The organism is Rhizobium sp. R634, from assembly GCF_002211305.1.
Classification (GTDB): domain Bacteria; phylum Pseudomonadota; class Alphaproteobacteria; order Rhizobiales; family Rhizobiaceae; genus Rhizobium.
Window position 1 is genome coordinate 202,015 of sequence record NZ_LOKW01000026.1, and the last position, 19,404, is coordinate 221,418.

General features: G+C 61.2%; 20 protein-coding genes and 1 tRNA gene. 15 read left to right on the forward strand and 6 right to left on the reverse strand.

Annotated features, from left to right (window positions below):
* The first annotated feature begins 71 nt into the window (after positions 1–71).
* The 6 genes from ATY77_RS26315 to ATY77_RS26340 all read left to right on the forward strand — a co-directional run bounded on the left by ATY77_RS26315 (position 72) and on the right by ATY77_RS26340 (position 5,747).
* Positions 72–683, forward strand: coding sequence for a PilZ domain-containing protein (locus ATY77_RS26315; RefSeq protein ID WP_088674313.1), 612 nt, complete (start codon positions 72–74; stop codon positions 681–683).
* Positions 684–744: 61 nt separating this feature from the next.
* Positions 745–1,743: a prolyl aminopeptidase gene (pip, locus tag ATY77_RS26320; RefSeq protein WP_088689480.1), complete on the forward strand. Its 999-nt coding sequence runs from the start codon at positions 745–747 to the stop codon at positions 1,741–1,743.
* A gap of 339 nt (positions 1,744–2,082) precedes the next feature.
* The gene (locus tag ATY77_RS26325; protein WP_088674311.1) at positions 2,083–2,688 is read left to right on the forward strand and encodes a transglutaminase-like cysteine peptidase; all 606 of its coding nucleotides are present in this window, start codon (positions 2,083–2,085) and stop codon (positions 2,686–2,688) included.
* Between the two features lie 224 nt (positions 2,689–2,912).
* Positions 2,913–3,698, forward strand: a complete 786-nt coding sequence (locus tag ATY77_RS26330) for a hypothetical protein (RefSeq protein ID WP_088689481.1) — start codon at positions 2,913–2,915, stop codon at positions 3,696–3,698.
* Between the two features lie 121 nt (positions 3,699–3,819).
* Positions 3,820–5,358, forward strand: coding sequence for a D-alanyl-D-alanine carboxypeptidase (locus ATY77_RS26335; RefSeq protein WP_088689482.1), 1,539 nt, complete (start codon positions 3,820–3,822; stop codon positions 5,356–5,358).
* A 113-nt stretch (positions 5,359–5,471) separates the two neighbouring features.
* Positions 5,472–5,747, forward strand: coding sequence for a hypothetical protein (locus ATY77_RS26340; RefSeq protein WP_088674308.1), 276 nt, complete (start codon positions 5,472–5,474; stop codon positions 5,745–5,747).
* Between the two features lie 3 nt (positions 5,748–5,750).
* Here the strand turns inward: ATY77_RS26340 and ATY77_RS26345 are convergent, their stop codons facing one another.
* A complete protein-coding gene (locus ATY77_RS26345; protein ID WP_088689483.1) occupies positions 5,751–6,188 on the reverse strand; it encodes a DUF1489 family protein in 438 nt (145 codons plus the stop codon).
* A gap of 60 nt (positions 6,189–6,248) precedes the next feature.
* Positions 6,249–7,652 carry an L-serine ammonia-lyase gene (locus tag ATY77_RS26350; protein WP_088689484.1) on the reverse strand — a complete coding sequence of 468 codons (1,404 nt, stop codon included), beginning with the start codon at positions 7,650–7,652 and terminating at the stop codon, positions 6,249–6,251.
* Between the two features lie 194 nt (positions 7,653–7,846).
* Here ATY77_RS26350 and ATY77_RS26355 point away from each other — a divergent pair, with 194 nt between their 5' ends.
* Both ATY77_RS26355 and ATY77_RS26360 read left to right on the forward strand, forming a co-directional pair.
* Positions 7,847–8,611 (forward strand): DUF599 domain-containing protein, encoded by a 765-nt coding sequence (locus ATY77_RS26355; RefSeq protein ID WP_088689485.1) that lies wholly within the window; start codon positions 7,847–7,849, stop codon positions 8,609–8,611.
* Positions 8,611–9,600 (forward strand): heparan-alpha-glucosaminide N-acetyltransferase, encoded by a 990-nt coding sequence (locus ATY77_RS26360; protein WP_088689486.1) that lies wholly within the window; start codon positions 8,611–8,613, stop codon positions 9,598–9,600. Before ATY77_RS26355 ends, ATY77_RS26360 begins: the two co-directional genes overlap by 1 nt.
* A 27-nt stretch (positions 9,601–9,627) precedes the next feature.
* Here ATY77_RS26360 and ATY77_RS26365 read toward each other — a convergent pair whose 3' ends face one another.
* Both ATY77_RS26365 and mgtE read right to left on the reverse strand, forming a co-directional pair.
* Entirely contained in the window at positions 9,628–10,020 is a 393-nt protein-coding gene (locus tag ATY77_RS26365; RefSeq protein ID WP_037171273.1) for a MerR family DNA-binding transcriptional regulator, read from the reverse strand.
* Positions 10,021–10,084: 64 nt separating this feature from the next.
* Entirely contained in the window at positions 10,085–11,500 is a 1,416-nt protein-coding gene (gene mgtE, locus ATY77_RS26370) for a magnesium transporter (RefSeq protein ID WP_088674304.1), read from the reverse strand.
* A 237-nt stretch (positions 11,501–11,737) separates the two neighbouring features.
* Here mgtE and ATY77_RS26375 point away from each other — a divergent pair, with 237 nt between their 5' ends.
* The 3 genes from ATY77_RS26375 (at position 11,738) to ATY77_RS26385 (ending at position 13,495) form a co-directional block, all read left to right on the forward strand.
* Positions 11,738–12,232: a peptide deformylase gene (locus ATY77_RS26375; RefSeq protein ID WP_088689487.1), complete on the forward strand. Its 495-nt coding sequence runs from the start codon at positions 11,738–11,740 to the stop codon at positions 12,230–12,232.
* Positions 12,233–12,304: 72 nt separating this feature from the next.
* Complete coding sequence (locus ATY77_RS26380) at positions 12,305–12,817, forward strand: BON domain-containing protein (protein ID WP_088689668.1); 513 nt, start codon at positions 12,305–12,307, stop codon at positions 12,815–12,817.
* Positions 12,818–13,126: 309 nt separating this feature from the next.
* Positions 13,127–13,495, forward strand: coding sequence for a hypothetical protein (locus ATY77_RS26385; protein ID WP_088689488.1), 369 nt, complete (start codon positions 13,127–13,129; stop codon positions 13,493–13,495).
* A gap of 75 nt (positions 13,496–13,570) precedes the next feature.
* On the opposite strand, the gene ATY77_RS26390 is transcribed toward ATY77_RS26385, so the two are convergent.
* Both ATY77_RS26390 and ATY77_RS26395 read right to left on the reverse strand, forming a co-directional pair.
* On the reverse strand, positions 13,571–14,215 hold the full coding sequence (locus tag ATY77_RS26390) for a methyltransferase (protein ID WP_088689489.1): 645 nt from the start codon (positions 14,213–14,215) through the stop codon (positions 13,571–13,573).
* Between the two features lie 225 nt (positions 14,216–14,440).
* Positions 14,441–14,525 (reverse strand) — tRNA-Leu (locus ATY77_RS26395).
* A 180-nt stretch (positions 14,526–14,705) separates the two neighbouring features.
* Between ATY77_RS26395 and lipB the strand changes: the two genes are divergently transcribed.
* From lipB to ATY77_RS26415, 4 genes are all read left to right on the forward strand, one after another.
* On the forward strand, positions 14,706–15,419 hold the full coding sequence (lipB, locus tag ATY77_RS26400; RefSeq protein WP_088689490.1) for a lipoyl(octanoyl) transferase LipB: 714 nt from the start codon (positions 14,706–14,708) through the stop codon (positions 15,417–15,419).
* 53 nt (positions 15,420–15,472) lie between these two features.
* Positions 15,473–16,399: a DMT family transporter gene (locus tag ATY77_RS26405; protein WP_088689669.1), complete on the forward strand. Its 927-nt coding sequence runs from the start codon at positions 15,473–15,475 to the stop codon at positions 16,397–16,399.
* A 97-nt stretch (positions 16,400–16,496) separates the two neighbouring features.
* Positions 16,497–17,201, forward strand: coding sequence for a hypothetical protein (locus ATY77_RS26410; protein WP_088689491.1), 705 nt, complete (start codon positions 16,497–16,499; stop codon positions 17,199–17,201).
* A gap of 107 nt (positions 17,202–17,308) precedes the next feature.
* Positions 17,309–19,318 (forward strand): acetyl/propionyl/methylcrotonyl-CoA carboxylase subunit alpha, encoded by a 2,010-nt coding sequence (locus tag ATY77_RS26415; RefSeq protein ID WP_088689492.1) that lies wholly within the window; start codon positions 17,309–17,311, stop codon positions 19,316–19,318.
* Positions 19,319–19,404: the final 86 nt, after the last annotated feature.

Here is a 19,404-nt window from a genome sequence, read left to right on the forward strand (position 1 = left end):
GGCGAAACAACCTTCTGTTAATGGATTGCGGGTAATGATCGGACTCTCAGATTTGATGAAGAAGCCCTTTGATGCACTCGTTCCAGCCAGCACAGACGCAACGACCTGCGCCGCGCCCTGAACAGGGCGTTTTTCAGCGTGTGCCCATCAACATGCAGGGCCGGCTGATGCTTGCGAATTACGAAGAATTCGAATGCATGGTGATCGACATGTCGCCCGGCGACATGTACGTCACCTGCATCGGCCGGCCGCGCGCCAACGAGCGCGTCGTCGCCTATATCGACCATCTTGGCCGCGTCGAAGGTTATGTCCAGACGCTCGACGGCCGCGGCTTCACCATGTCGATCAACGCGACCGAACGCAAGCGTGAGAAGCTCGCCGCCCAGCTCACCTGGCTTGCCAACAAACACGAGCTCGGCCTGCCCGAGGATCGCCGCCACGACCGTCTGACGCCGCGCGACGTGAAGACCGAACTCACGCTCGATGACGGCACGCGCTATTCCTGCCGCATCATGGACCTTTCGCTGTCAGGCGCCGCCATCGACGTCGAAATGCGCCCCTCGATCGGTACGGCGGTGCGTCTCGGAAATATGCGCGGCCGTGTCGTGCGCCATTTCGTCGAAGGCGTCGCGATCGAATTCCTTTCGATCCAGTCCCGCGAGACGTTGCGCGAATTCCTCTAGGCTGTCTTTTACTCGTCACCGATATGGCGGATAAGGTTCGTTTCCTCGTTTGGGCGCGCCGATGTCACCTCTCTATCCTGAGATCGAACCATATGATCACGGCCTGCTCGATACGGGCGACGGCAACCTGATCTATTGGGAGGCCTGCGGCAATCCGGCAGGCAGACCGGCGCTCGTGCTGCATGGCGGACCGGGCTCCGGTTGTTCGGCCGCGGCGCGGCGTCAGTTCGATCCAGATGCCTATCGAATCATTCTCTTCGATCAGCGCAATTGCGGCCGCAGCCTGCCAAGTGCCGCCTACCCCGAAACAGACCTCGCCCTCAACACCACCTGGCATCTCGTTGCCGATATCGAGCGGCTGCGGACCTATCTCGGCATCGACAGCTGGCTTCTTTTCGGCAATTCCTGGGGCTCGACGCTGGCGCTCGCCTATGGCGAAACCCACCCTGAGCGCGTCGCTGCCATTGTGATTGCGGGCGTGACCACGACGCGGCGCTCTGAAATAGATTGGCTCTATCGCGGCATGGCGCCCCTCTTTCCCGAGGAATGGCACCGTTTCCGCGAGGCCATTCCGTTGGGCGGTCAGGACCGAGGGGACGATATGGTTGCCGCCTATCACCGTCTCCTCAACGATCCGGACGCCGAGACGCGCCTCAAGGCGGCCCGCGACTGGCATGCATGGGAAGCAGCGTCGATCCTGCTTGCCGACCCCGCAGGCCTGCCGTCCCGTTGGGCCGATCCGGCCTTTTTGCTGACGCGCGCCCGCATCATCACCCATTACTTCGTGCATGGCGCATGGCTGGAAGAAGGCGCACTTTTGAAGAACGCCGGGCGGCTTGCCGGCATTCCAGGCATCCTCCTCCAGGGGCAATTCGACATCGAGGCGCCGCTTGTCACCGCATGGGAACTGGCGCGTGCCTGGCCGCAGAGCGAGCTCAGGATTCTGCCGCGTGCCGCCCATTCCACGTCAAATCCCGATATGAGTGCGGCAATCGTCGCCGCCACCGATCGATTTCGCGATTTTTTCAAAAATAATTTTCCGTCGAAATCAGGGAAGTGAGCGATATTCCGGTTCTGAACCGGCCGAATCGATCCGTCTCGACAGTATTCGCCCGCCGACCAGCCACCATTGGCAGCGCCGCGGCAGTTTATCCGGCTCAGCAAATCCTTAACGCGGGAATGGCAATGCAAGCCTTTCACGAACGAAAGCCTTGTTGCGCATGTTTCAATTTTAATCGAATTCGAGACAAATCCGCTTCAAATTTTATGCGTATTCGAGATTGTTTTTAGTCAAGATTTATCGGCATTTGAATCAACTAAGCCTTTAATTCTATTGCGTAATTTTCCGTGAGATAAAAACGTGTGTGCCATTGTCGTCCCAACTTACGGGGAGACGGCAATGACAAGTGCGAATATCCTGAAAGGCGGCTTTTTGGCCGGTGCGATCATGATGGCAATGGCGGGTTCGGGACAGGCGACGCCCGCCAGCATGGCCCTCGCAGGCAATGCCAGCCCGCCGATCGGACACTATGAATTCTGCAAGGCGAACCCGAAGGAATGCGCCTATTCCGGCGGCGATGCCGGACCGGCCATTCTCACCGAGGACCGCTGGAAGGAAATCCTCAAGGTCAACTACACCGTCAATTCGTCGATTCAGCCGGAAACGGATGAACAGATCTACGGTGTCGAAGAGCGCTGGGCCTATCCGACCACCGTCGGCGACTGCGAGGATTATGTCCTGCTGAAGCGCAAGATGCTGATCGAGGACGGTTTCTCGCCGTCCGACACGCTGATCACCGTCGTGCTGCAGCCGAACGGCGAAGGCCATGCCGTGCTGACCGTCCGCACCGACCACGGCGATTTCATCCTCGACAACATGCGCAACAAGGTGCTGCTCTGGTCGGATACCGAATATACCTATCTGAAGCGCCAGTCCGCCAGCGATCCGGGCCGCTGGTCGAAGCTTCAGGACGGCCGCGCTGAGGCGGTCGGCAGCGTCAAGTAAAGAACAGGCCGCCGGCGATACCGGCAGAAGGCCTCGGCCCGGTCAGTCCCCGCATCCCGTCCCCGACCGGTGCCCAAGAGCCGTTCCCGCTGTCCCGGGAACGGCTCGCCCTTTTTTGGCACAGGCGTTTCATTCCCTGGAAGCCCGCCCCTGAAATTTTAGCGAAGTATTAACCTTGCCGGTCCGATCATGCCGATGAGATTCATCATCGGCGCCGGCGGCTCATGTTCTTCCTGCGGCGGGCCGAAACGCGAAGAACCGCCATGAGCCACGCCGTGCAGAGCGCACCCGACGAGCAGCCGCTTCTTTCCATGGGCTTCCTCCTCCGCACCATGGCGGTGGTCGCCGTCCTTGCGGTGCTGACCGTTGCGATCAGCATCGGCGGGCGCTGGTTCGGCCGGCATATCTCGCTTGCCGGCAACACCGACAGCACCGCCGAGATCACGCTGACCATCGGCCGCGATACCGTCAAATTTCCCGAGAACGCCATCCGCTTTCCAAGCCAGAGACATGATGGCGCCGCCGAACGCGTCGACCTCTATCTCGCCTGGCCGGAAATGCGGGGGTACGGCAAGGAAAATCATCTCCGATTCGATGATGTCTCCCAATCCTCCGGCCTGATCTTCCTGCAGATCGCCCAGAGCACGATGTCGCGCGACATGTCCGGGCGTCTGGAGCCGATCTATTCCCATCTGCTCGAAGGCGCGGCCGAGCCGTTTCGCGACGGCTTGACGCTGCATCGTCTGCGCGCCGACGCGGGTTATGGCGACGAGGTACTGCTGACGGCCCCCGTCAAGGATGGACCGGATTACGTCGTGCGCTGCATATTGCCTTCAGCCCCCGACAACGCGGCGAGCGGAGATTGCCAGCGAGATATCAAGGTCGGCAAGGATCTCAGCGTGCTTTATCGCTTCTCCAGCGGCCATCTCGGTGACTGGGAACATATTGATGCCGCTATCCGGACTTTTGTGGAGGCGCGTCTTATGAACCGTTCTGCGACAAGTCCCTAAAATGCTTCCCGGACAATGAAATAAACGATTCATCATAAACGGATTGGTAACGCCCAATCGGTAATTTCAAAAGACGGACTGTGCGGCGGGGGGTGTGTGCGGTTCCCGCCAAATAACTGAATTGCAAGCGAAGAGTGGAATAGTGTCAAGGTCAGTCTCCTCCGTATCATCGTCCCGATCCGGCAGTTTTGTCGCAAAGCTGCTGGCGATCCTTTCGGTGGCTGTCACGATCGTCCTGGTCGATTCGGTAGGCGCCGAAGCGAAAACGGCCAATCCGAAATATGCCGGCATCGTCGTCGACGCCAAGACCGGCAACGTTCTCTACAGCGAGAATGCCGACCGGCTGCAATATCCCGCTTCGTTGACCAAGATGATGACACTCTATCTGGTCTTCGAAGCCTTGGAGCAGGGTCGCATCCGTCTCGATACGCCGGTTCCCTTCTCCGCTCATGCTGCAGCCCAGGCGCCGACGAAGCTCGGCGTGCGCGCCGGCGGCACCATCACCGTCGAGCAGGGTATTCTCGGTCTCGTCACCCTGTCCGCCAATGATGCCTCGACCGCCCTCGGCGAAATGCTTGCCGGCAGCGAGGATCGCTTCGCTCAATTGATGACCGCCAAGGCGCACGCTCTCGGCATGACGCGCACGACCTATCGCAATGCCAACGGCCTGCCGAACACGGCGCAGATGACGACGGCGCGCGACCAGGCTCGTCTCGGCATCGCCCTTCGTCAGCATTTCCCGCAATATTACGGCTATTTCTCCACCCGTGCCTTCAAGTTCGGCAGCCGCACGATCCGCAGCCACAACCGCCTGGTCGGTTCCGTGCGCGGCGTCGATGGCATCAAGACCGGCTATACCCGCGCTGCCGGCTTCAATCTGGTGAGCTCCGTGCAGGTGGACGGCAAGTCGATCGTCGGCGTCGTCATGGGCGGCACTTCGACGCCTGCCCGCGACGCCCAGATGCGCAACCTGATCGCGACCTATCTGCCGAAGGCATCGAGCCGTGGCGGGTCCTCGGCGCTGATCGCCCAGACTGCCCCTGCCCCGGCGCCGGCGATCATCGAAACGCCCGCTCCCGTTATGCCGAAGAAGACGCCGCAGCAGGTCGCAAAGACGATTACATCGGCGCAGCCGCCGGTTTCTGCTGCCGCCTCCGATCTCAGCCTGCCGCATAAGGGGCCGCTGCCGGATGCACGCTATCAGGTCGCCGAGACCGAAGTCGCCTATGCCGAGACCGCTGCACCGAAAACAGATAACCCGTTGGTGACACAGGCGATGCCTGCGCCGACCAAGGTCAAGATCTCGACTTTCAAGCCGCAGGCTCCGGCCGCTGCTCCGGCGGAACAAGGCGATAGCGGCGTCGATCACGTCACGACCGCTTCGACCAGCGCCGCTTCGACGAATGCCGGCCCGACCGGCTGGGTCGTGCAGGTCGGCGTTTCGCCGAGCCGGCAGATGGCAATGGACCTGCTGGAAGGCGCCAAGAGCAAGGGCGGCAAAGCGCTGGCTTCGGCAAAGCCCTTTGCCGTCGCCTACGGCGCTGGCAGCGACCAGGTCTACCGTGCGCGCTTCGGCGGCTTCGACGATCAGCGTGATGCCGTCAACGCCTGCAAGGCCTTGAAGAAGGCGGGCGTCAAGTGCTGGGCAGCCGCCCAATGAGGAATTCGATGCTGCCCACAGAAGTGCCGGCGGCATCGGTGACGGCCGGAATCGGTGTTTGCGTTTCCGGCCACCATTTTTGAACTCGATCAGTATTGCTTACGGGGAAAACAATGGCGATCAATGAGAATGTTCCGGGAACGCCTTCAGAGCGCCGCGCTGCGGCCAGGACGCGTTCATCCTTGCATCCTCTGCACGAGGCGGCGATGCGCCTTGCCGAAATCGGTTTGCAGCGGCCAAGGGCGAAATCGCCAAAGACCCGGGATCTCATCAATCTGCTGCTTTGCCATGGCGCCCGCGCCTGGCGCTATTCTCAGCCCGAAGCCCGCATCCATCTGCATGTGACGTCGCCGGACGGCAGTGCGCCGGTGCAACTGCGTCTGCGCTGAGTTTCAGAGCAAACCGAGTTCAGTAAGCTCGCGGCGAAGGTCGGCCGGCATTTCCGCAATGCCGGCACCAAGGCTTGTCAGGTCCGCCGGCACGTCGTCCTGCACATAATAGCGCCAGCCCTGGAAAGGACGCTTCGGCTGCACCGCGGTCTCGATGACCTCAGGTCCGAGCATCAGGCGGCAGCGCGAAATCCCCTCGCCGTCCGTGAAGGTTTCGATGTCGAGCAGCTTCTGGCGCGCTTGCACCTGCCCCTTGATCACCCAATAGAGCGAGCCGCCGTCGAGCAGCTCCTCCATGCGTTTGGGCACCATGCGCGTCGTGTGCACCGAATGCGGCTCTAGCCCGGCGGCGATAGCGCGCAGCGACCGTTCCGCCACCCATTCGCGCAGATCGTCGATCGAGTCGGCGCCGACACAGAGTTTGATGAGATGCAATGCCATGCCGCCGTTGAAATCCTTTTGGCAGCGGGCGTCAAGTGTGAAGCGAAAGTCTTCACACCCTCAGCATTCGACGACATTGACGGCCAAGCCGCCGGTCGAGGTTTCCTTGTATTTCTCACTCATGTCGTGGCCGGTCTGGCGCATCGTCTCGATGCAGGCGTCGAGCGGTACGAAATGCTGGCCGTCGCCCTTGACAGCGAGTGAGGCGGCTGTGACCGCCTTGACGGCGCCGAGCGCATTGCGCTCGATGCAGGGAACTTGGACGAGGCCGGCGACCGGATCGCAGGTCATGCCGAGATGGTGTTCGAGCGCGATTTCAGCAGCGTTTTCGATCTGCTCGGGCGTTCCCCCCATGACGGCGGCAAGCCCCGCAGCCGCCATCGCAGCCGCCGAGCCCACCTCGCCCTGACAGCCGACCTCGGCGCCGGAGATCGAGGCATTGTGCTTGATGATGCCGCCGATGGCGGCGGCCGTCAGCAGATAGTCGCGGATGCCGTTCTGGTCCCAATCCTCGTGAAAATGCTCGTAGTAGCGGATCGTCGCCGGAATGACGCCGGCCGCGCCGTTGGTCGGCGCGGTGACGACGCGCCCGCCGGCCGCATTCTCCTCGTTGACGGCCATGGCGTAGACGCTCAGCCAATCATTGGCGAGCAGCGGATTGATGCGGTTGCTGCGCCACTCCTCCTGCAGCTTGTCGTGAATTCGCCGCGCGCGTCGCTTGACGTTGAGACCGCCGGGCATAATACCCTCGACCTTGAGGCCGCGCTCGATGCAGGAGCGCATCGCCTCCCAGATGCGGTCGAGCCCCTCGTCGAGCTCCTCGCGCGAGCGCTGGCTCTCCTCGTTCGCACGCTTCATCTGAGCGATCGAAAGCCCGGAGCGCTCGGCCATGTCGAGCATCTGTCTGGCGGTCGAGAAGGGATAGGGTACGCGTGCACCGCCGGCGGCGTTCTTTTTTGCGCGCATCTGCTCGAGTTCGGTGTCGGTGACAACGAAACCGCCGCCGACCGAATAATAGATACGTTTGAGGAGTAGCCGGCCGTCCCTGTCGAAAGCGGAGAACGACATGCCGTTGGCGTGGCCGGGCAGCGGCTGTTTCTTGTCGAAGATCAGGTCGGTTTTCGGCTGGAACTGATAGCCGGGATGGCCGGCCGGCGTGATGCGGCCGCTGCGCTCCACCGTATCGATAATGCCGTCCATCTTGTCGGGATCGACGCTGTCGGGCGCTTCGCCCATCAGGCCGAGAATCACAGCCCTGCCCGTGCCGTGACCGATGCCGGTATGGGCGAGCGAGCCGTGCAGGCTGACTTTGATCGCGGCGACCTGTGCGCCCGATGACGGACGCGGCCACTCGTTCGACAGGATCAGCTCGAGAAAGCGGTTGGCCGCCGACATCGGACCCATCGTGTGGGAGCTCGACGGTCCGACACCGATCTTGAAGACATCGAATACCGAAAGAAACATGGATGCACTTTCTGAACAGGAGGATGCAAGCTTAAGCGAGGCCGGTTTGCGACCCGGGCGGCGGACCGACATCGCATGGAGCCGGTGCGACATTCCGGCTAAACACTAAATGCAGACGAGCCGCCTTACCAGTCATTGCAGCATTTCAATGCATATGTAGAGTGGCCCGCGTTCATGCGGAGACTGAATCACTGATGACGACGGCGGATTACCTCGCTCTGGCCTTCTTTGCCTGTGTCTGGATGGGCTATTCATGGCTTTTGAAGGGCCGCACCTTCTTCGGACGCACCAGCCTGACGCATGCGATGACCGAACGGCGCCGGGAGTGGATCTACAATTCGCTGCGCCGCGACCTGAAAATGATCGATACGCAGATCATGTCCGGCCTGCAGAACGGCACCGCCTTTTTCGCTTCGACCTCGATCTTTGCGCTTGGCAGCTGTTTTGCGCTGCTCGGGGCGACGGAAAAGGTCGATGCCGTTTTCGCCGACCTGCCCTTCGTCTTCCATGGCGGCCACGCCGCGTTCGAGCTCAAGGTCGGTGGGCTGGCGGCGCTTTTCGGCTATGCCTTCTTCAAGTTCGGCTGGTCTTATCGGCTGTTCAACTATTGCACCATCCTTTTCGGCTCCATCCCGATGATGCGCGACAGCGAGAACGACGTCATTGCCGCCGAGCGGGCCGCCGAACGCGTCATCCGCATGAATGTCATCGCGGGCAGCAATTTCAACGAGGGTCTCAGGGCGATCTTCCTGTCGATCGGTTATCTCGGCTGGTTCATCAATCCCTATGTCTTCATGGTGACGACGGCGGTCGTCATCTTCGTGCTCGCACGCCGGCAGTTCTTTTCGGAGGCGCGTTTGGCGATCATGGATGTCGGCTCGCCATCAAATCTCCACCTTTCTGCTATTCGCCGCGATATACCGTCGCGCGACGGAAACGATTTGCCCGAGGGCCTCTGATGACATTGCCGGCAATTGAAGCCGATGCGGCGGCCAGACCGCCGCGCATCGGTCTGTTGGACACCGCGCGCGGTGTCGCGCTGATCGCCATGGCGACTTATCATTTCAGCTGGGACATGGAGTTCATGGGCTATCTCCCGGCCGGCGCGGCGGAGACCGGCTGGCTGAAGATCTACGCCCGGGCGATCGCCACGACCTTTATCTTCATCGTCGGCATCAGCCTGGTGCTCTCCAGCACGCCCGAGATCCGCTGGCCCTCCTTCTGGAAACGGTTCGGCATGATCGCGGCGGCGGCCGCGCTCATTTCGGTCGCCACGCGCATCGCCATGCCCAACGAGTGGATCTACTTCGGCATCCTGCATTGCATCGCGGTGCTCACGCTCATCGGCGTGGTCTTCGTGCGGCTGCCGCTTGCTTTTACGCTGGTCATGACCGTCGCCCTCCTTGCCGCCTGGATCACCGACAATTTCGGAACGCCCGGCCTGCTTCGGTCATCCTTCTTCGATCCCCGATATCTTGCCTGGATCGGCCTTGCCGAGATGCCGGAGCGGTCCAATGATTATGTGCCGCTCTTTCCCTGGGCGACGCCCTTTTTTGTCGGGCTGAGCCTCGCCTCGATCGCGCTCAGAACCGGGCTCCTGCACCGGCTTGCGGCCATCGGCACCGGCTCCTGGTGGCCGGCAAGGCTCGGCCGTCACAGCCTTGCCTTCTACCTCATCCATCAGCCGGTTTTGATCGCCATTGCCTACGGGCTTTCCCTCGTGGTCCCGCCGGCCAAGCCTGATCCGGTCGAGACTTACCGAAAGCAATGCAACGCCGCCTGCGTGATGCAGCAGGGCGAAGCGCTGTGCCGCAGCTTCTGCGAATGCACGCTGCAGAAATTGCAGTCGCAGGCTCTGCTCACACCATTGCAGGCAGGCACGATCGACGTTCAGAACGACGAGCGCGTACAGACGATTGCCGCGCAATGCAGCGCGGAAGCGGAATAGAGGGCGGCGAGCGCCCGGTGAAAGTTTTCAGGTGGTAACGCCGATTTCGGCGAGGCGGCCGAGGCAGGCCTCTTCGATATTGTCGAGTTCCGTCAGAGTGTCGTCGATATCCTTGCGCTTCTGGCGCAGGTCCTCGCGCTTCTCGTCCACGCGCTTCATCAGGAGCTTCAGCTGGCCGAGTTCGCCCGGCGGCTCCTTGTAGACCTGGATGATTTCGCGGATCTCCGCGATGGTGAAACCGATGCGCCGGCCGCGGAGGATTTCGGCGATGAGCCGCCGGTCGGCGGGCCGGAAGAGACGGGTACGCCCTCTCCGCTCCGGATGGATCAGTCCCTCGTCTTCGTAGAAGCGAAGTGTGCGCGTGGATACACCGAATTCGCGCGTCAGCTCCGTTATGCTATAATATTTGTTCACCGGCATGTCTTCCCCATCTGCATGGGCCATAATATTGACTTTTACGTAATAGTCAATTTGTGCAGCCGGCTTAGATGCCGAACCACCATGTGGCGATGCCGAGAAAGGCGAAAAAGCCCGTACAGTCGGTCACCGTCGTGACGAAGACGGAAGAGGCGATCGCCGGGTCGGCCCCCATCTTGTCGAGCAGCAGCGGCAGAAGGATGCCGGCAAGGGCCGCCGCCATCAGATTGATGATCATCGCCGCCGCGATCACGCCGCCGAGCTGGTAGTCGTGGAACCACGTGCCGGCGATCGCGCCCATGATCGTCGCGAAGACCATGCCGTTGAGAATGCCGACGCCCGCCTCCCTGCGGATGATGCGGCCGGCATTGTAAATGTCGAGATCGCGGGTGGCGAGCGCGCGCACCGTCACGGTCATCGTCTGCGTGCCGGCATTGCCGCCCATCGAGGCGACGATCGGCATCAGCACCGCAAGCGCGATCATCTTCTCGATCGAGGCGTCGAACAGGCCGATGACGCTCGCCGACAGCATCGCCGTGCCGAGGTTGATCAGTAGCCAGAGAAAGCGCGAGCGCGCCGTCGAAAGCACATTGTCGGACAGCTCTTCGTCGCCGACGCCGCCGAGGCGCTTTATGTCCTCGTCCGCCTCCTCATGGATGACGTCGACGACGTCGTCGATGGTCAAGACGCCGACCAGCCGGCCGTTCTCATCGACGACGGCGGCCGAGAGAAGGTCGTATTGCTCGAAGAGCTGCGCGGCCTCTTCCTGGTCCATCTCGGCGGGAATCGGATGGTTGGTCTCGCGCATGATCTGCTCGATCTTCGTCTGCCGCTTGGTGCGCAGGATCTGGTCGAGATCGACGGCGCCGAGCAGCTTGAAGGTCGGATCGATGACGAAAATCTGCGAGAAGGAATAGGGCAGATCCTCCTCGTCGCGCATGTAGTCGATCGTCTGCCCGACGGTCCAGAACGGCGGCACGGCGACGAATTCCGTCTGCATGCGGCGCCCAGCCGAACTTTCGGGGTAGTCGAGCGCCCGCCGCAGCCGCACGCGTTCGGTGAACGGCAGCTGGGCGAGAATCTCTTCGCGATCCTCTTTGTCGAGGTCTTCGAGAATGTAGACCGCATCGTCCGAATCGAGTTCGCCGATCGCCGCGGCGATCTGGTCGTTCGGCATCTGGTCGACGATTTCGCGGCGGATTGCCTCGTCGACCTCGGTCAGCGCCGTCATGTCGAAATCGTCGCCGAGCAGGCGCACCATCGCAAGGCGCTGATCCGGCTGGATCGATTCCAGCAGGTCGCCTATCTCCGATTCATGCAGGCGGGCGACATTCTCACGCAGGAACAGCGTGTCGCGGTCGGCGATCGCGGCGCCGACGAGCGCCAGGAAATCGCTGCGGACATTGCCGTCCTCATCGTAGATATCGGCTTCCTCGTCGTCGGGACGCCTGCGGATGCGGTCGTCTGTGTCGGTCGTCGTCATCTGCCGCCCTCGCATGGTTCGAATTTCAACGACTGCCGCCCGCATTCGCAAATGTCGGCGGAAAACACATTATCAACAAGCGGATAAGCAAATCCTACGCGGTGTTCCCGCAGCCGGATTCCTGCTCCTGCTAGCTCAAAGCGTGCTTGTCGTAAAGCGGCAAACCATGCTTCGTGATGACAATGCCCGCGGCCGGCGATAGTTTCCGCCGCCATCCATGCAGAGAGAGCCCGTCACATGCCCATTCGTCCGATTCTGCGCTATCCGCATCCTGGCCTGAAGACTGTTTGCGCGCCGGTAACGGCCTTCGATTCGTCGCTCGCCGAGCTTGCCGAAGATCTCTTGGCGACGATGCGCGCTGCTCCCGGCGTCGGCATCACCGCCGCGCATATCGGTGTCGCGAGCCGCGTGACGGTGCTGGAACTCGACAAGGACGACGGCGTGCGCCTCTACGTCAACCCGGAGATCACATGGTTTTCGAAGGAGACGATGAGCCATGCCGAAGGCAGCGTTTCCATGCCCGGCGCAACAGACGAGGTTACGCGCCCGCGGGCGATCCGCTTCCGCTACCAGGATGCCGGAGGCGCCGTGCATGAGGATGCTGCCGAAGGGTTTCTCGCCATCTGCATTCAGCATGAGGTCGACCAGCTCGACGGCATTTTCTGGCTGCAGCGCCTTTCCCGGCTGAAACGCGAGCGCCTCGTCAAGAAATGGGAGAAGGCGCAGGGCTGACAAATCGCCCGTTCCATGCCGAACCATTCGCAGCTGCCGGCGTTTCCAGCAGAGAAACAAGGAGCGAATGCAATGGCAAGAACAGGTGAAAAGACTTCGCCGTCTCGCGAAAAGCTGGAGCTTTCGCGCGAAGAAGATTATCGCGACCTCGAGGAACGCAATCTCGACGACGGTTGGCCCTATGCCGACGGCAATGGCGCCAGCGACCCTGCCAACCGCCCCTATGGCGAAACGGCTGCCAATTTCGACAGCGATCCCACCCAGGGTTTCCGGATCGATGGCACGGATGAGGACGGCAACGAAAACCGTCTGAAGGATTCGTTGCGCGCCGGCATGATCGACCGCGACGAAAGCGACGATCTCGAAGCGCGTGTGAACGACAATATCGAGAACATCCCCGGCGTCGACATCGAAAGTATCGAAGTTCACGCCGATGGCCATGTCGTCACGTTGGAAGGCTCTGTGGAGACCATTGGCATGGCCCGCAAGGTCGAGCTCGGCGCGCTTTCGGTCGACGGCGTTCATCATGTCCGCAACAAATTGCAGCTGACCGGCGTCGATGCGCATATTCCGAATGAGGACTGATCACACCCCAGAACGAACGGAATCTTATACGGGAGGCAGTCCGCTGCCTCCCGTATATCTCCATTCCACATTACCAAAAGTTAACAATTTCAGATTGTGGGTAAAGCTGCTGACGGCCGCCTGCTTTCGTCATGTAGCCCCTGTAACGAAAACGTCAAAATCCTTGACAAGACTGTGATTTCATTTGGACAAAAGGTCGCGGGCAGCGCATTTTTCGTTCACAAAATTGCCAGAATTGGGGCGCGAACTTGGAAGCGCCAGGGGTTGGTTTATGTTGTTGAATTCAACAGCAGATTGAGGAGATGAACCATGCGCATCAAATTTGCCCTCGCCGCGTCCCTGTTCGCTGTCAGCCTTGCAGGCGCCGCTTTCGCCCAGCCCACCTATTCCGACGACTACACCAATGACAGTGACGGCTTTGCCCCGAGCAAGATGGCACAGCCTGCCCCCGTTCACTACAGCAACAACCACAAGGCTCCGGCCTATTCCAGCGATTACACCAACGACAGCGATGGATTCGCCCCCGTCGCTATGACGGCTCCTTCGGTCGACAAGACCGCGACCGCCAGCATCAAGCCCCTGCCCCCGTGCCATAGCATGATCGGCCCAAGCGGTTCCCACACCAAGGGTGCCGACAGCGGCGCGTCCCGCACGGATGCATGCCGTGCGACCCACTGAGCGACGGCGACATATATCGGGAGGAAAGGGCCGGAAAACGGCCCTTTTTCTTGTCGATGAATGTCCGCTGGCGCCTCAGAACACGAATGGAACGAGCCGGTAACGCGTCGTGGCCATGAAGGCCGTGTAGGCGGCATCCTGTTTGAGCAGACGCTCTTCCGCCATCAGGCGGAAGCACTGCGCCATAAGAGCCGTTGCGTAGATCGCAAAATTCCAAAGGCTCGGGTGAGCCAGGAAGAAGCCGATATGGGTTAGCAGATAACCGGCATACATCGGATGGCGGAGAAACTTGTAGGGTCCGCCGATCTTGACGCCGCGATTGGCCGGTACCAGACCGAAGCTTCGCCGCAATGTCAGCTTTGCAGAGATCTGCAGGGCGAGGCCGAAAGCCATCACCATCACGCAAAGCGTAAGAGGCGCGAGCGGCTGCGTCGCCGAAGGCAAAACCAGCAACGGGAAAAGCGTGCCGACGGCCGTGACCGTCCAGTCGAAGAGGCGCAGCGACGTATTTCTCGTCGGCCGGCGCATCAGAATGAGGAAGGTGGCCGCGCCCTCGGAAATGAGCAGCAGGCAATCGATGACTGCACGATTGTCTTGCATCTGCGGCAGCACGCGCATGACGATAGCGACAAAGAAATAGCTGATAAGTACCTTCTCGACGATATCGAGAGCGAAATGGACGTCGAGGAGTGACCAGCTTGACGCCGCCTTCTTTTTCATTGATCGCAAACTTTCGCATCCATAAGAGTAAGCTGATCTATAGCTTTGCGACAGCTAATCGTCGGTTAAGACAACCGACTCAATTCTCACGATGGCGATGGTTTGTTACTTCGTTTCGGCCGCAGAAGGCGGCCGCGACGCCAGGCGGCAGCCACAGCTACAGGCATATCAAATAGAGGGGATCTGCCGGAATTATCGCTCGGCGATTGCTCTCCTGAAAGGAGATGGTGCGGTCGAGAAGACTCGAACTTCCACGGGTTGCCCCACAGCGACCTCAACGCTGCGCGTCTACCAATTCCGCCACGACCGCATCGTGGTAGGTGCCGATTTGCGTCGGCGGGGCAGCATGTAGCAAAAGCATTTGGGGTGCACAAGGGCGATATGACAGTTTTTTTCAAAACCTTTCACAGCATTTGAATTGCCGCCGAAACGCGTCCATATAGGTCTTCTGCCGCCCTTTTTTTCAGGCTTTTCGCGGAGGCGGCAAGGAATGGCCATGCTTCGCACTGATCTCGAATTCTCCATGCTTCCGAAATCCGGCGCCCGCCCGGTGCGCTGGCGCATTGCCGAGGGACTCGTTCCCTATGAGGAAGCAGTGGAGACGATGGAGCGCGAGGTGGCGGCAATCGCCGATGGCGGCGACGAGCTCGTCTGGCTCGTCGAGCATCCGCCGCTCTATACCGCCGGCACCAGCGCCAATGCGAGCGACCTCGTTCAGCCGGACCGCTTTCCGGTCTTTGCGACGGGGCGCGGCGGTGAATATACCTATCATGGGCCCGGCCAGCGCGTTGCTTACGTCATGCTCGACCTGAAGCGCAGGCGCCAGGATGTGCGCGCCTTCGTCGCCGCCCTGGAAGATGTCGTCATCCGCACGCTCGACATGATGAACGTGCGCGGTGAGCGGCGCGAGGATCGCGTCGGCGTTTGGGTGCGCCGCCCCGAGAAGCCGCTGCTTCCGGATGGCGCCATGGCCGAGGACAAGATCGCCGCCCTCGGAATCAGGCTGCGCAAATGGGTGACGTTCCATGGCCTGTCGCTCAACGTCGATCCAGATCTCGATCATTTCAGCGGCATCGTGCCCTGCGGTATATCTGCCTACGGCGTCACCAGCCTCGTCGATCTCGGCCTGCCGGTCATGATGTCGGATGTTGATATCCGGCTGCGCGCCGCTTTCGAGGCGGTTTTCGGCGAAACCGTGGCTTGATCTGCCCGGCTTTCCCGTGATTGATGGAGCCGTTCCCGCAAGAATCGGCAGCCATGGCAGAGCATCCAGCCCATCAAAACACCATGCAGGGCATGGCCATCATGTCCGGCGCCATGCTCATCCTGCCGATCATGGACGCCATCGCCAAATATATGGCGACCTTCGAGGCGATGTCGCCTGGCCAGGTCACTTTCTACCGCTTCTTCTTCCAGATCGCCTGCACCGTGCCAATTCTCTTCGCCCTTTTCGGACGAAAAGCGCTTTCGGCCAAACGGCCATGGATGAACCTGCTGCGCGGCGTGCTGCATGGCGCGGCGAGCCTGCTGTTCTTCGTCGCCGTCAAATACATGCCGCTTGCCGATGTCTTCGCCATCTATTTCGTCGAGCCCTTCATGTTGACCGCCATGTCGGCCTTGTTTCTCGGAGAGAAGGTCGGCTGGCGGCGCTGGATGGCGATCGTGGTCGGCTTCGGCGGCGCGATGATCGTCATTCAGCCGAGCTACGAGATTTTCGGCCTGAAGGCGCTGCTGCCGGTGGCCTGCGCCTTTCTGTTCTCGCTCTACCTCTTCCTTAACCGCGCGATCGGCGTCGCCGATTCGCCGCTGACCATGCAGACGATGGCCGGCATCGGCGGAACGGCCTTCATGGCCGCGGCCCTGCTCGTCGGCAGCGGTGTCGGCAATGCCGATTTTGCCGTTTCCCTGCCCTCCTCCGCGCTCGGCCTCGTCCTGCTTCTCATCCTCGGCTCGATCTCGGGCTATGCGCATATCCTGGTCGTTAAGGCCTTCAGGCTCGCGCCGCTGTCGCTGCTTGCGCCGTTCCAATACTTCGAGATCATCTCGGCGACAGTGCTCGGCTATGCCCTGTTCAACGATTTCCCGAACTTCTCCAAATGGATCGGCATTTTCATCATCGTCGCTTCCGGCCTCTTCATCATCTGGCGCGAGCGGCTGCAGACGCGATCGTTAAAATCCTCGTGACTTGGGGAAGGGAGGGTTAACTCCCCTTCTTGAGGGATCGTCAATTCGCGGGCGGTAAAACTGTTGCCGGCTTCATGATGAAGCCTGGAGTTAAAACATGAGCGAATTCCGTCTCGCTTTTCCGGCCTGTGTCGTGGCCGGCAAGCATCGGCTGACGGCCGAAGATATAGTGCTGCTGCGCAAACATGCTTTTCCCGAGGGGATCCGGACGTCCCAGGATGTCGTGGCGATGTTGGCGCTCAACAATTCCTGTCCTGAAAAATGTGCCGAGTGGAATGCTTTCTTCGTGGAGCAGCTGGCCGGTTTCATCGTCAATCACACCTATCCGCAAGGCTCGCTTGACGAAATCAACGTTGCCTGGATCATGCGCATGTTCACGACCGAGGGCGTCGTTAACTCGGCGCTGGAGCTCGAGCTCATTCTCCACGTCATGGAGATTTCGGCCGAAGTCCCGGGGGAACTGAGAGCACTTGCCCTCGATCAGCTTCGTCTGGCGATCACCGACGGCATCGGCGGCTACCACCTATCGCGCGCCGTCGATCGCCGAAGCATTGCCCGCCAGGATGTCGATTTCGCGATGCGCATCTTCAGAAGCATCTCGGCAGGCGGTGTCATCCCGGTCTCGCCGGCCGAATATGGCGTGCTCCGGCAGATCGAGCAGGCAACCCTGCCGGGCGCGAATCACCCGCACTGGACCGGCATCATGGCCGCCGTCGAGCTGCGTGATCGTCCCGAGCCGCGGCGCAGCCGCTGGCTGCGCATCGTCGACGAGGAATCCGTCTCGGCCGCCGCCGTCGCCTGACCTTCGAAGCGCAATCTGCTGCCTTTGGCGCGCCTGCCTCAAGCCCGATTGTGCGTTCCGGTGTTTTATGCGTAAAACTTCGGAACGCATTTCTGGGTGGAGTCTCGATGTTCAAGAAAATCCTGATCGCGAATCGCGGCGAGATCGCCTGCCGCGTGATCAAGACTGCGCGCCGCATGGGTATTTTGACCGTCGCGGTCTATTCGGATGCGGATCGGGATGCCCTGCATGTCGAGATGGCCGACGAGGCCGTTCATATCGGTCCTGCCGCCGCCGCCGAGAGCTATCTCGTCGCCGAGAAGATCATTGCGACCTGCAAGGCGACAGGCGCCGAGGCGGTGCATCCCGGTTACGGCTTCCTCTCCGAGCGCGCCTCTTTTTGCGCCGAGCTGGAAAAGCAGGGAATCATCTTCATCGGCCCGAAGCCGAAGGCCATCATGGCGATGGGCGATAAGATCGAATCGAAGAAATTCGCTAGTGCCGCCGGCGTTTCCACCGTCCCCGGCCATCTCGGCATCATCGAGGATGCCGCCCACGCCGAAACGATCGCCGACGAGATCGGCTATCCCGTCATGATCAAGGCGTCCGCCGGCGGCGGCGGCAAGGGGATGCGCATTGCCTGGAACGAGGCGGAAGTGCGCGATGGCTTTGAGCGCGCCCGCTCGGAGGCGAAAAGCTCCTTCGGCGACGATCGCGTCTTCATCGAGAAATTCGTCGTCGAGCCGCGTCATATCGAAATCCAGGTGCTGGCCGATGCGCATGGCAACGTCGTCTATCTCGGCGAACGCGAATGTTCGATCCAGCGGCGAAACCAGAAAGTGGCGGAAGAGGCGCCCTCGCCCTTCCTCGACGAAAAGACCCGCAAGGCCATGGGCGAACAGTCGGTGGCGCTGGCTAAGGCGGTCGATTACCAGAGCGCCGGCACCGTCGAATTCATCGTCGATCGCGACCGCAACTTCTATTTCCTCGAAATGAATACCCGCCTGCAGGTCGAGCATCCCGTCACCGAGCTCGTCACCGGCATCGATCTCGTCGAGCAGATGATCCGCGTCGCCGCAGGCGAGCCCCTTCCCTTCACCCAGGAAGAGATCAGGCTCGACGGCTGGGCGATCGAGAGCCGGCTCTATGCGGAGGATCCCTACCGGAACTTCCTGCCTTCGATCGGCCGCCTGACGCGCTACCGTCCGCCGGCGGAGGGCAGGACCGGCAATGTCGTCGTCCGCAACGATACCGGCGTCTTCGAAGGCGCCGAGATCTCGATGTATTACGATCCGATGATCGCCAAGCTCTGCACCTGGGCGCCGACGCGCAGCGAAGCGATTGATGCCATGGGCCAGGCGCTCGACGGCTTCGTCGTCGATGGCATCGAGCACAATGTTCCCTTCTTGTCCGCGCTGATGAAACATCCGCGCTGGCGCGAGGGCCGGCTTTCCACAGGCTTCATCGCCGAGGAATATCCCGACGGTTTTGCACCGATGAAGCCGGACCGGGCCGAAGAGGCCGTGCTTGCGGCAATCGCCCTCTCCGCCTTCCTGATCGAGACGAACCGCCGCGAGCGTTTCGCCGATCGTCTGCGTGTTGCCTCGGGCGCGCTGCGCGAGGACTGGGTGATCAAGCTCGGGGAAAATTATGTCGCCGCCAAGTTGCTCGACGGTCTCGTCACCATCCCCTTCGATATGGAGATGGCGATAGAGGGCGAGCCTTCGGGCGTTGTCACCGATTGGAGACCGGGCGACCCGGTCTGGAGCGGCAAGGTCGGCGGCCTCGATGTCACCGCCCAGATCCGCCCGGTTTTGAACGGCCTGCGCATTGCCTGGCAAGGGCTTTCGGTTGTCGCCAAGGTCTTTTCGCCGCGCCATGCGGAGCTCGACAGGCTGATGCCGGTGAAGCTGCCGCCCGACACCTCCAAGCTGCTGCTCTGCCCGATGCCCGGGCTGGTCGTCGCCATCGCGGTTGCCGAGGGCCAAGAGGTCAAGGCCGGCGAAACGCTCGCCGTGGTCGAGGCGATGAAGATGGAAAACGTGCTGCGCGCCGACCGGGATCTCGTCGTCTCCAAGATCAATGCCGCCGCCGGCGAAAGCCTGGCCGTCGATGCCGTGATCATGGAGTTCGCCTGAGGCAGGGCGGGCCAGCCCGCCACTTCCTCGCTTGAAGTCAGCAGCCCCGTCGTACATATAACCTCGACCTTCGTGCATTCCGGCGA

What these genes read in the sequence shown, in the direction of transcription:
- ATY77_RS26355 (WP_088689485.1), top strand. Translation starts at nt 7,847, where the DNA reads ATGACGACGGCGGATTACCTCGCTCTGGCCTTCTTTGCCTGTGTCTGG.
- pip (WP_088689480.1), top strand. Translation starts at nt 745, where the DNA reads ATGTCACCTCTCTATCCTGAGATCGAACCATATGATCACGGCCTGCTC.
- ATY77_RS26315 (WP_088674313.1), top strand. Translation starts at nt 72, where the DNA reads ATGCACTCGTTCCAGCCAGCACAGACGCAACGACCTGCGCCGCGCCCT.
- ATY77_RS26385 (WP_088689488.1), top strand. Translation starts at nt 13,127, where the DNA reads ATGCGCATCAAATTTGCCCTCGCCGCGTCCCTGTTCGCTGTCAGCCTT.
- ATY77_RS26405 (WP_088689669.1), top strand. Translation starts at nt 15,473, where the DNA reads ATGGCAGAGCATCCAGCCCATCAAAACACCATGCAGGGCATGGCCATC.
- ATY77_RS26340 (WP_088674308.1), top strand. Translation starts at nt 5,472, where the DNA reads ATGGCGATCAATGAGAATGTTCCGGGAACGCCTTCAGAGCGCCGCGCT.
- ATY77_RS26390 (WP_088689489.1), bottom strand. Translation starts at nt 14,215, where the DNA reads ATGAAAAAGAAGGCGGCGTCAAGCTGGTCACTCCTCGACGTCCATTTC.
- mgtE (WP_088674304.1), bottom strand. Translation starts at nt 11,500, where the DNA reads ATGACGACGACCGACACAGACGACCGCATCCGCAGGCGTCCCGACGAC.
- ATY77_RS26350 (WP_088689484.1), bottom strand. Translation starts at nt 7,652, where the DNA reads ATGTTTCTTTCGGTATTCGATGTCTTCAAGATCGGTGTCGGACCGTCG.
- ATY77_RS26375 (WP_088689487.1), top strand. Translation starts at nt 11,738, where the DNA reads ATGCCCATTCGTCCGATTCTGCGCTATCCGCATCCTGGCCTGAAGACT.
- ATY77_RS26410 (WP_088689491.1), top strand. Translation starts at nt 16,497, where the DNA reads ATGAGCGAATTCCGTCTCGCTTTTCCGGCCTGTGTCGTGGCCGGCAAG.
- ATY77_RS26325 (WP_088674311.1), top strand. Translation starts at nt 2,083, where the DNA reads ATGACAAGTGCGAATATCCTGAAAGGCGGCTTTTTGGCCGGTGCGATC.
- ATY77_RS26415 (WP_088689492.1), top strand. Translation starts at nt 17,309, where the DNA reads ATGTTCAAGAAAATCCTGATCGCGAATCGCGGCGAGATCGCCTGCCGC.
- ATY77_RS26345 (WP_088689483.1), bottom strand. Translation starts at nt 6,188, where the DNA reads ATGGCATTGCATCTCATCAAACTCTGTGTCGGCGCCGACTCGATCGAC.
- ATY77_RS26360 (WP_088689486.1), top strand. Translation starts at nt 8,611, where the DNA reads ATGACATTGCCGGCAATTGAAGCCGATGCGGCGGCCAGACCGCCGCGC.
- ATY77_RS26330 (WP_088689481.1), top strand. Translation starts at nt 2,913, where the DNA reads ATGTTCTTCCTGCGGCGGGCCGAAACGCGAAGAACCGCCATGAGCCAC.
- ATY77_RS26365 (WP_037171273.1), bottom strand. Translation starts at nt 10,020, where the DNA reads ATGCCGGTGAACAAATATTATAGCATAACGGAGCTGACGCGCGAATTC.
- ATY77_RS26380 (WP_088689668.1), top strand. Translation starts at nt 12,305, where the DNA reads ATGGCAAGAACAGGTGAAAAGACTTCGCCGTCTCGCGAAAAGCTGGAG.
- lipB (WP_088689490.1), top strand. Translation starts at nt 14,706, where the DNA reads ATGGCCATGCTTCGCACTGATCTCGAATTCTCCATGCTTCCGAAATCC.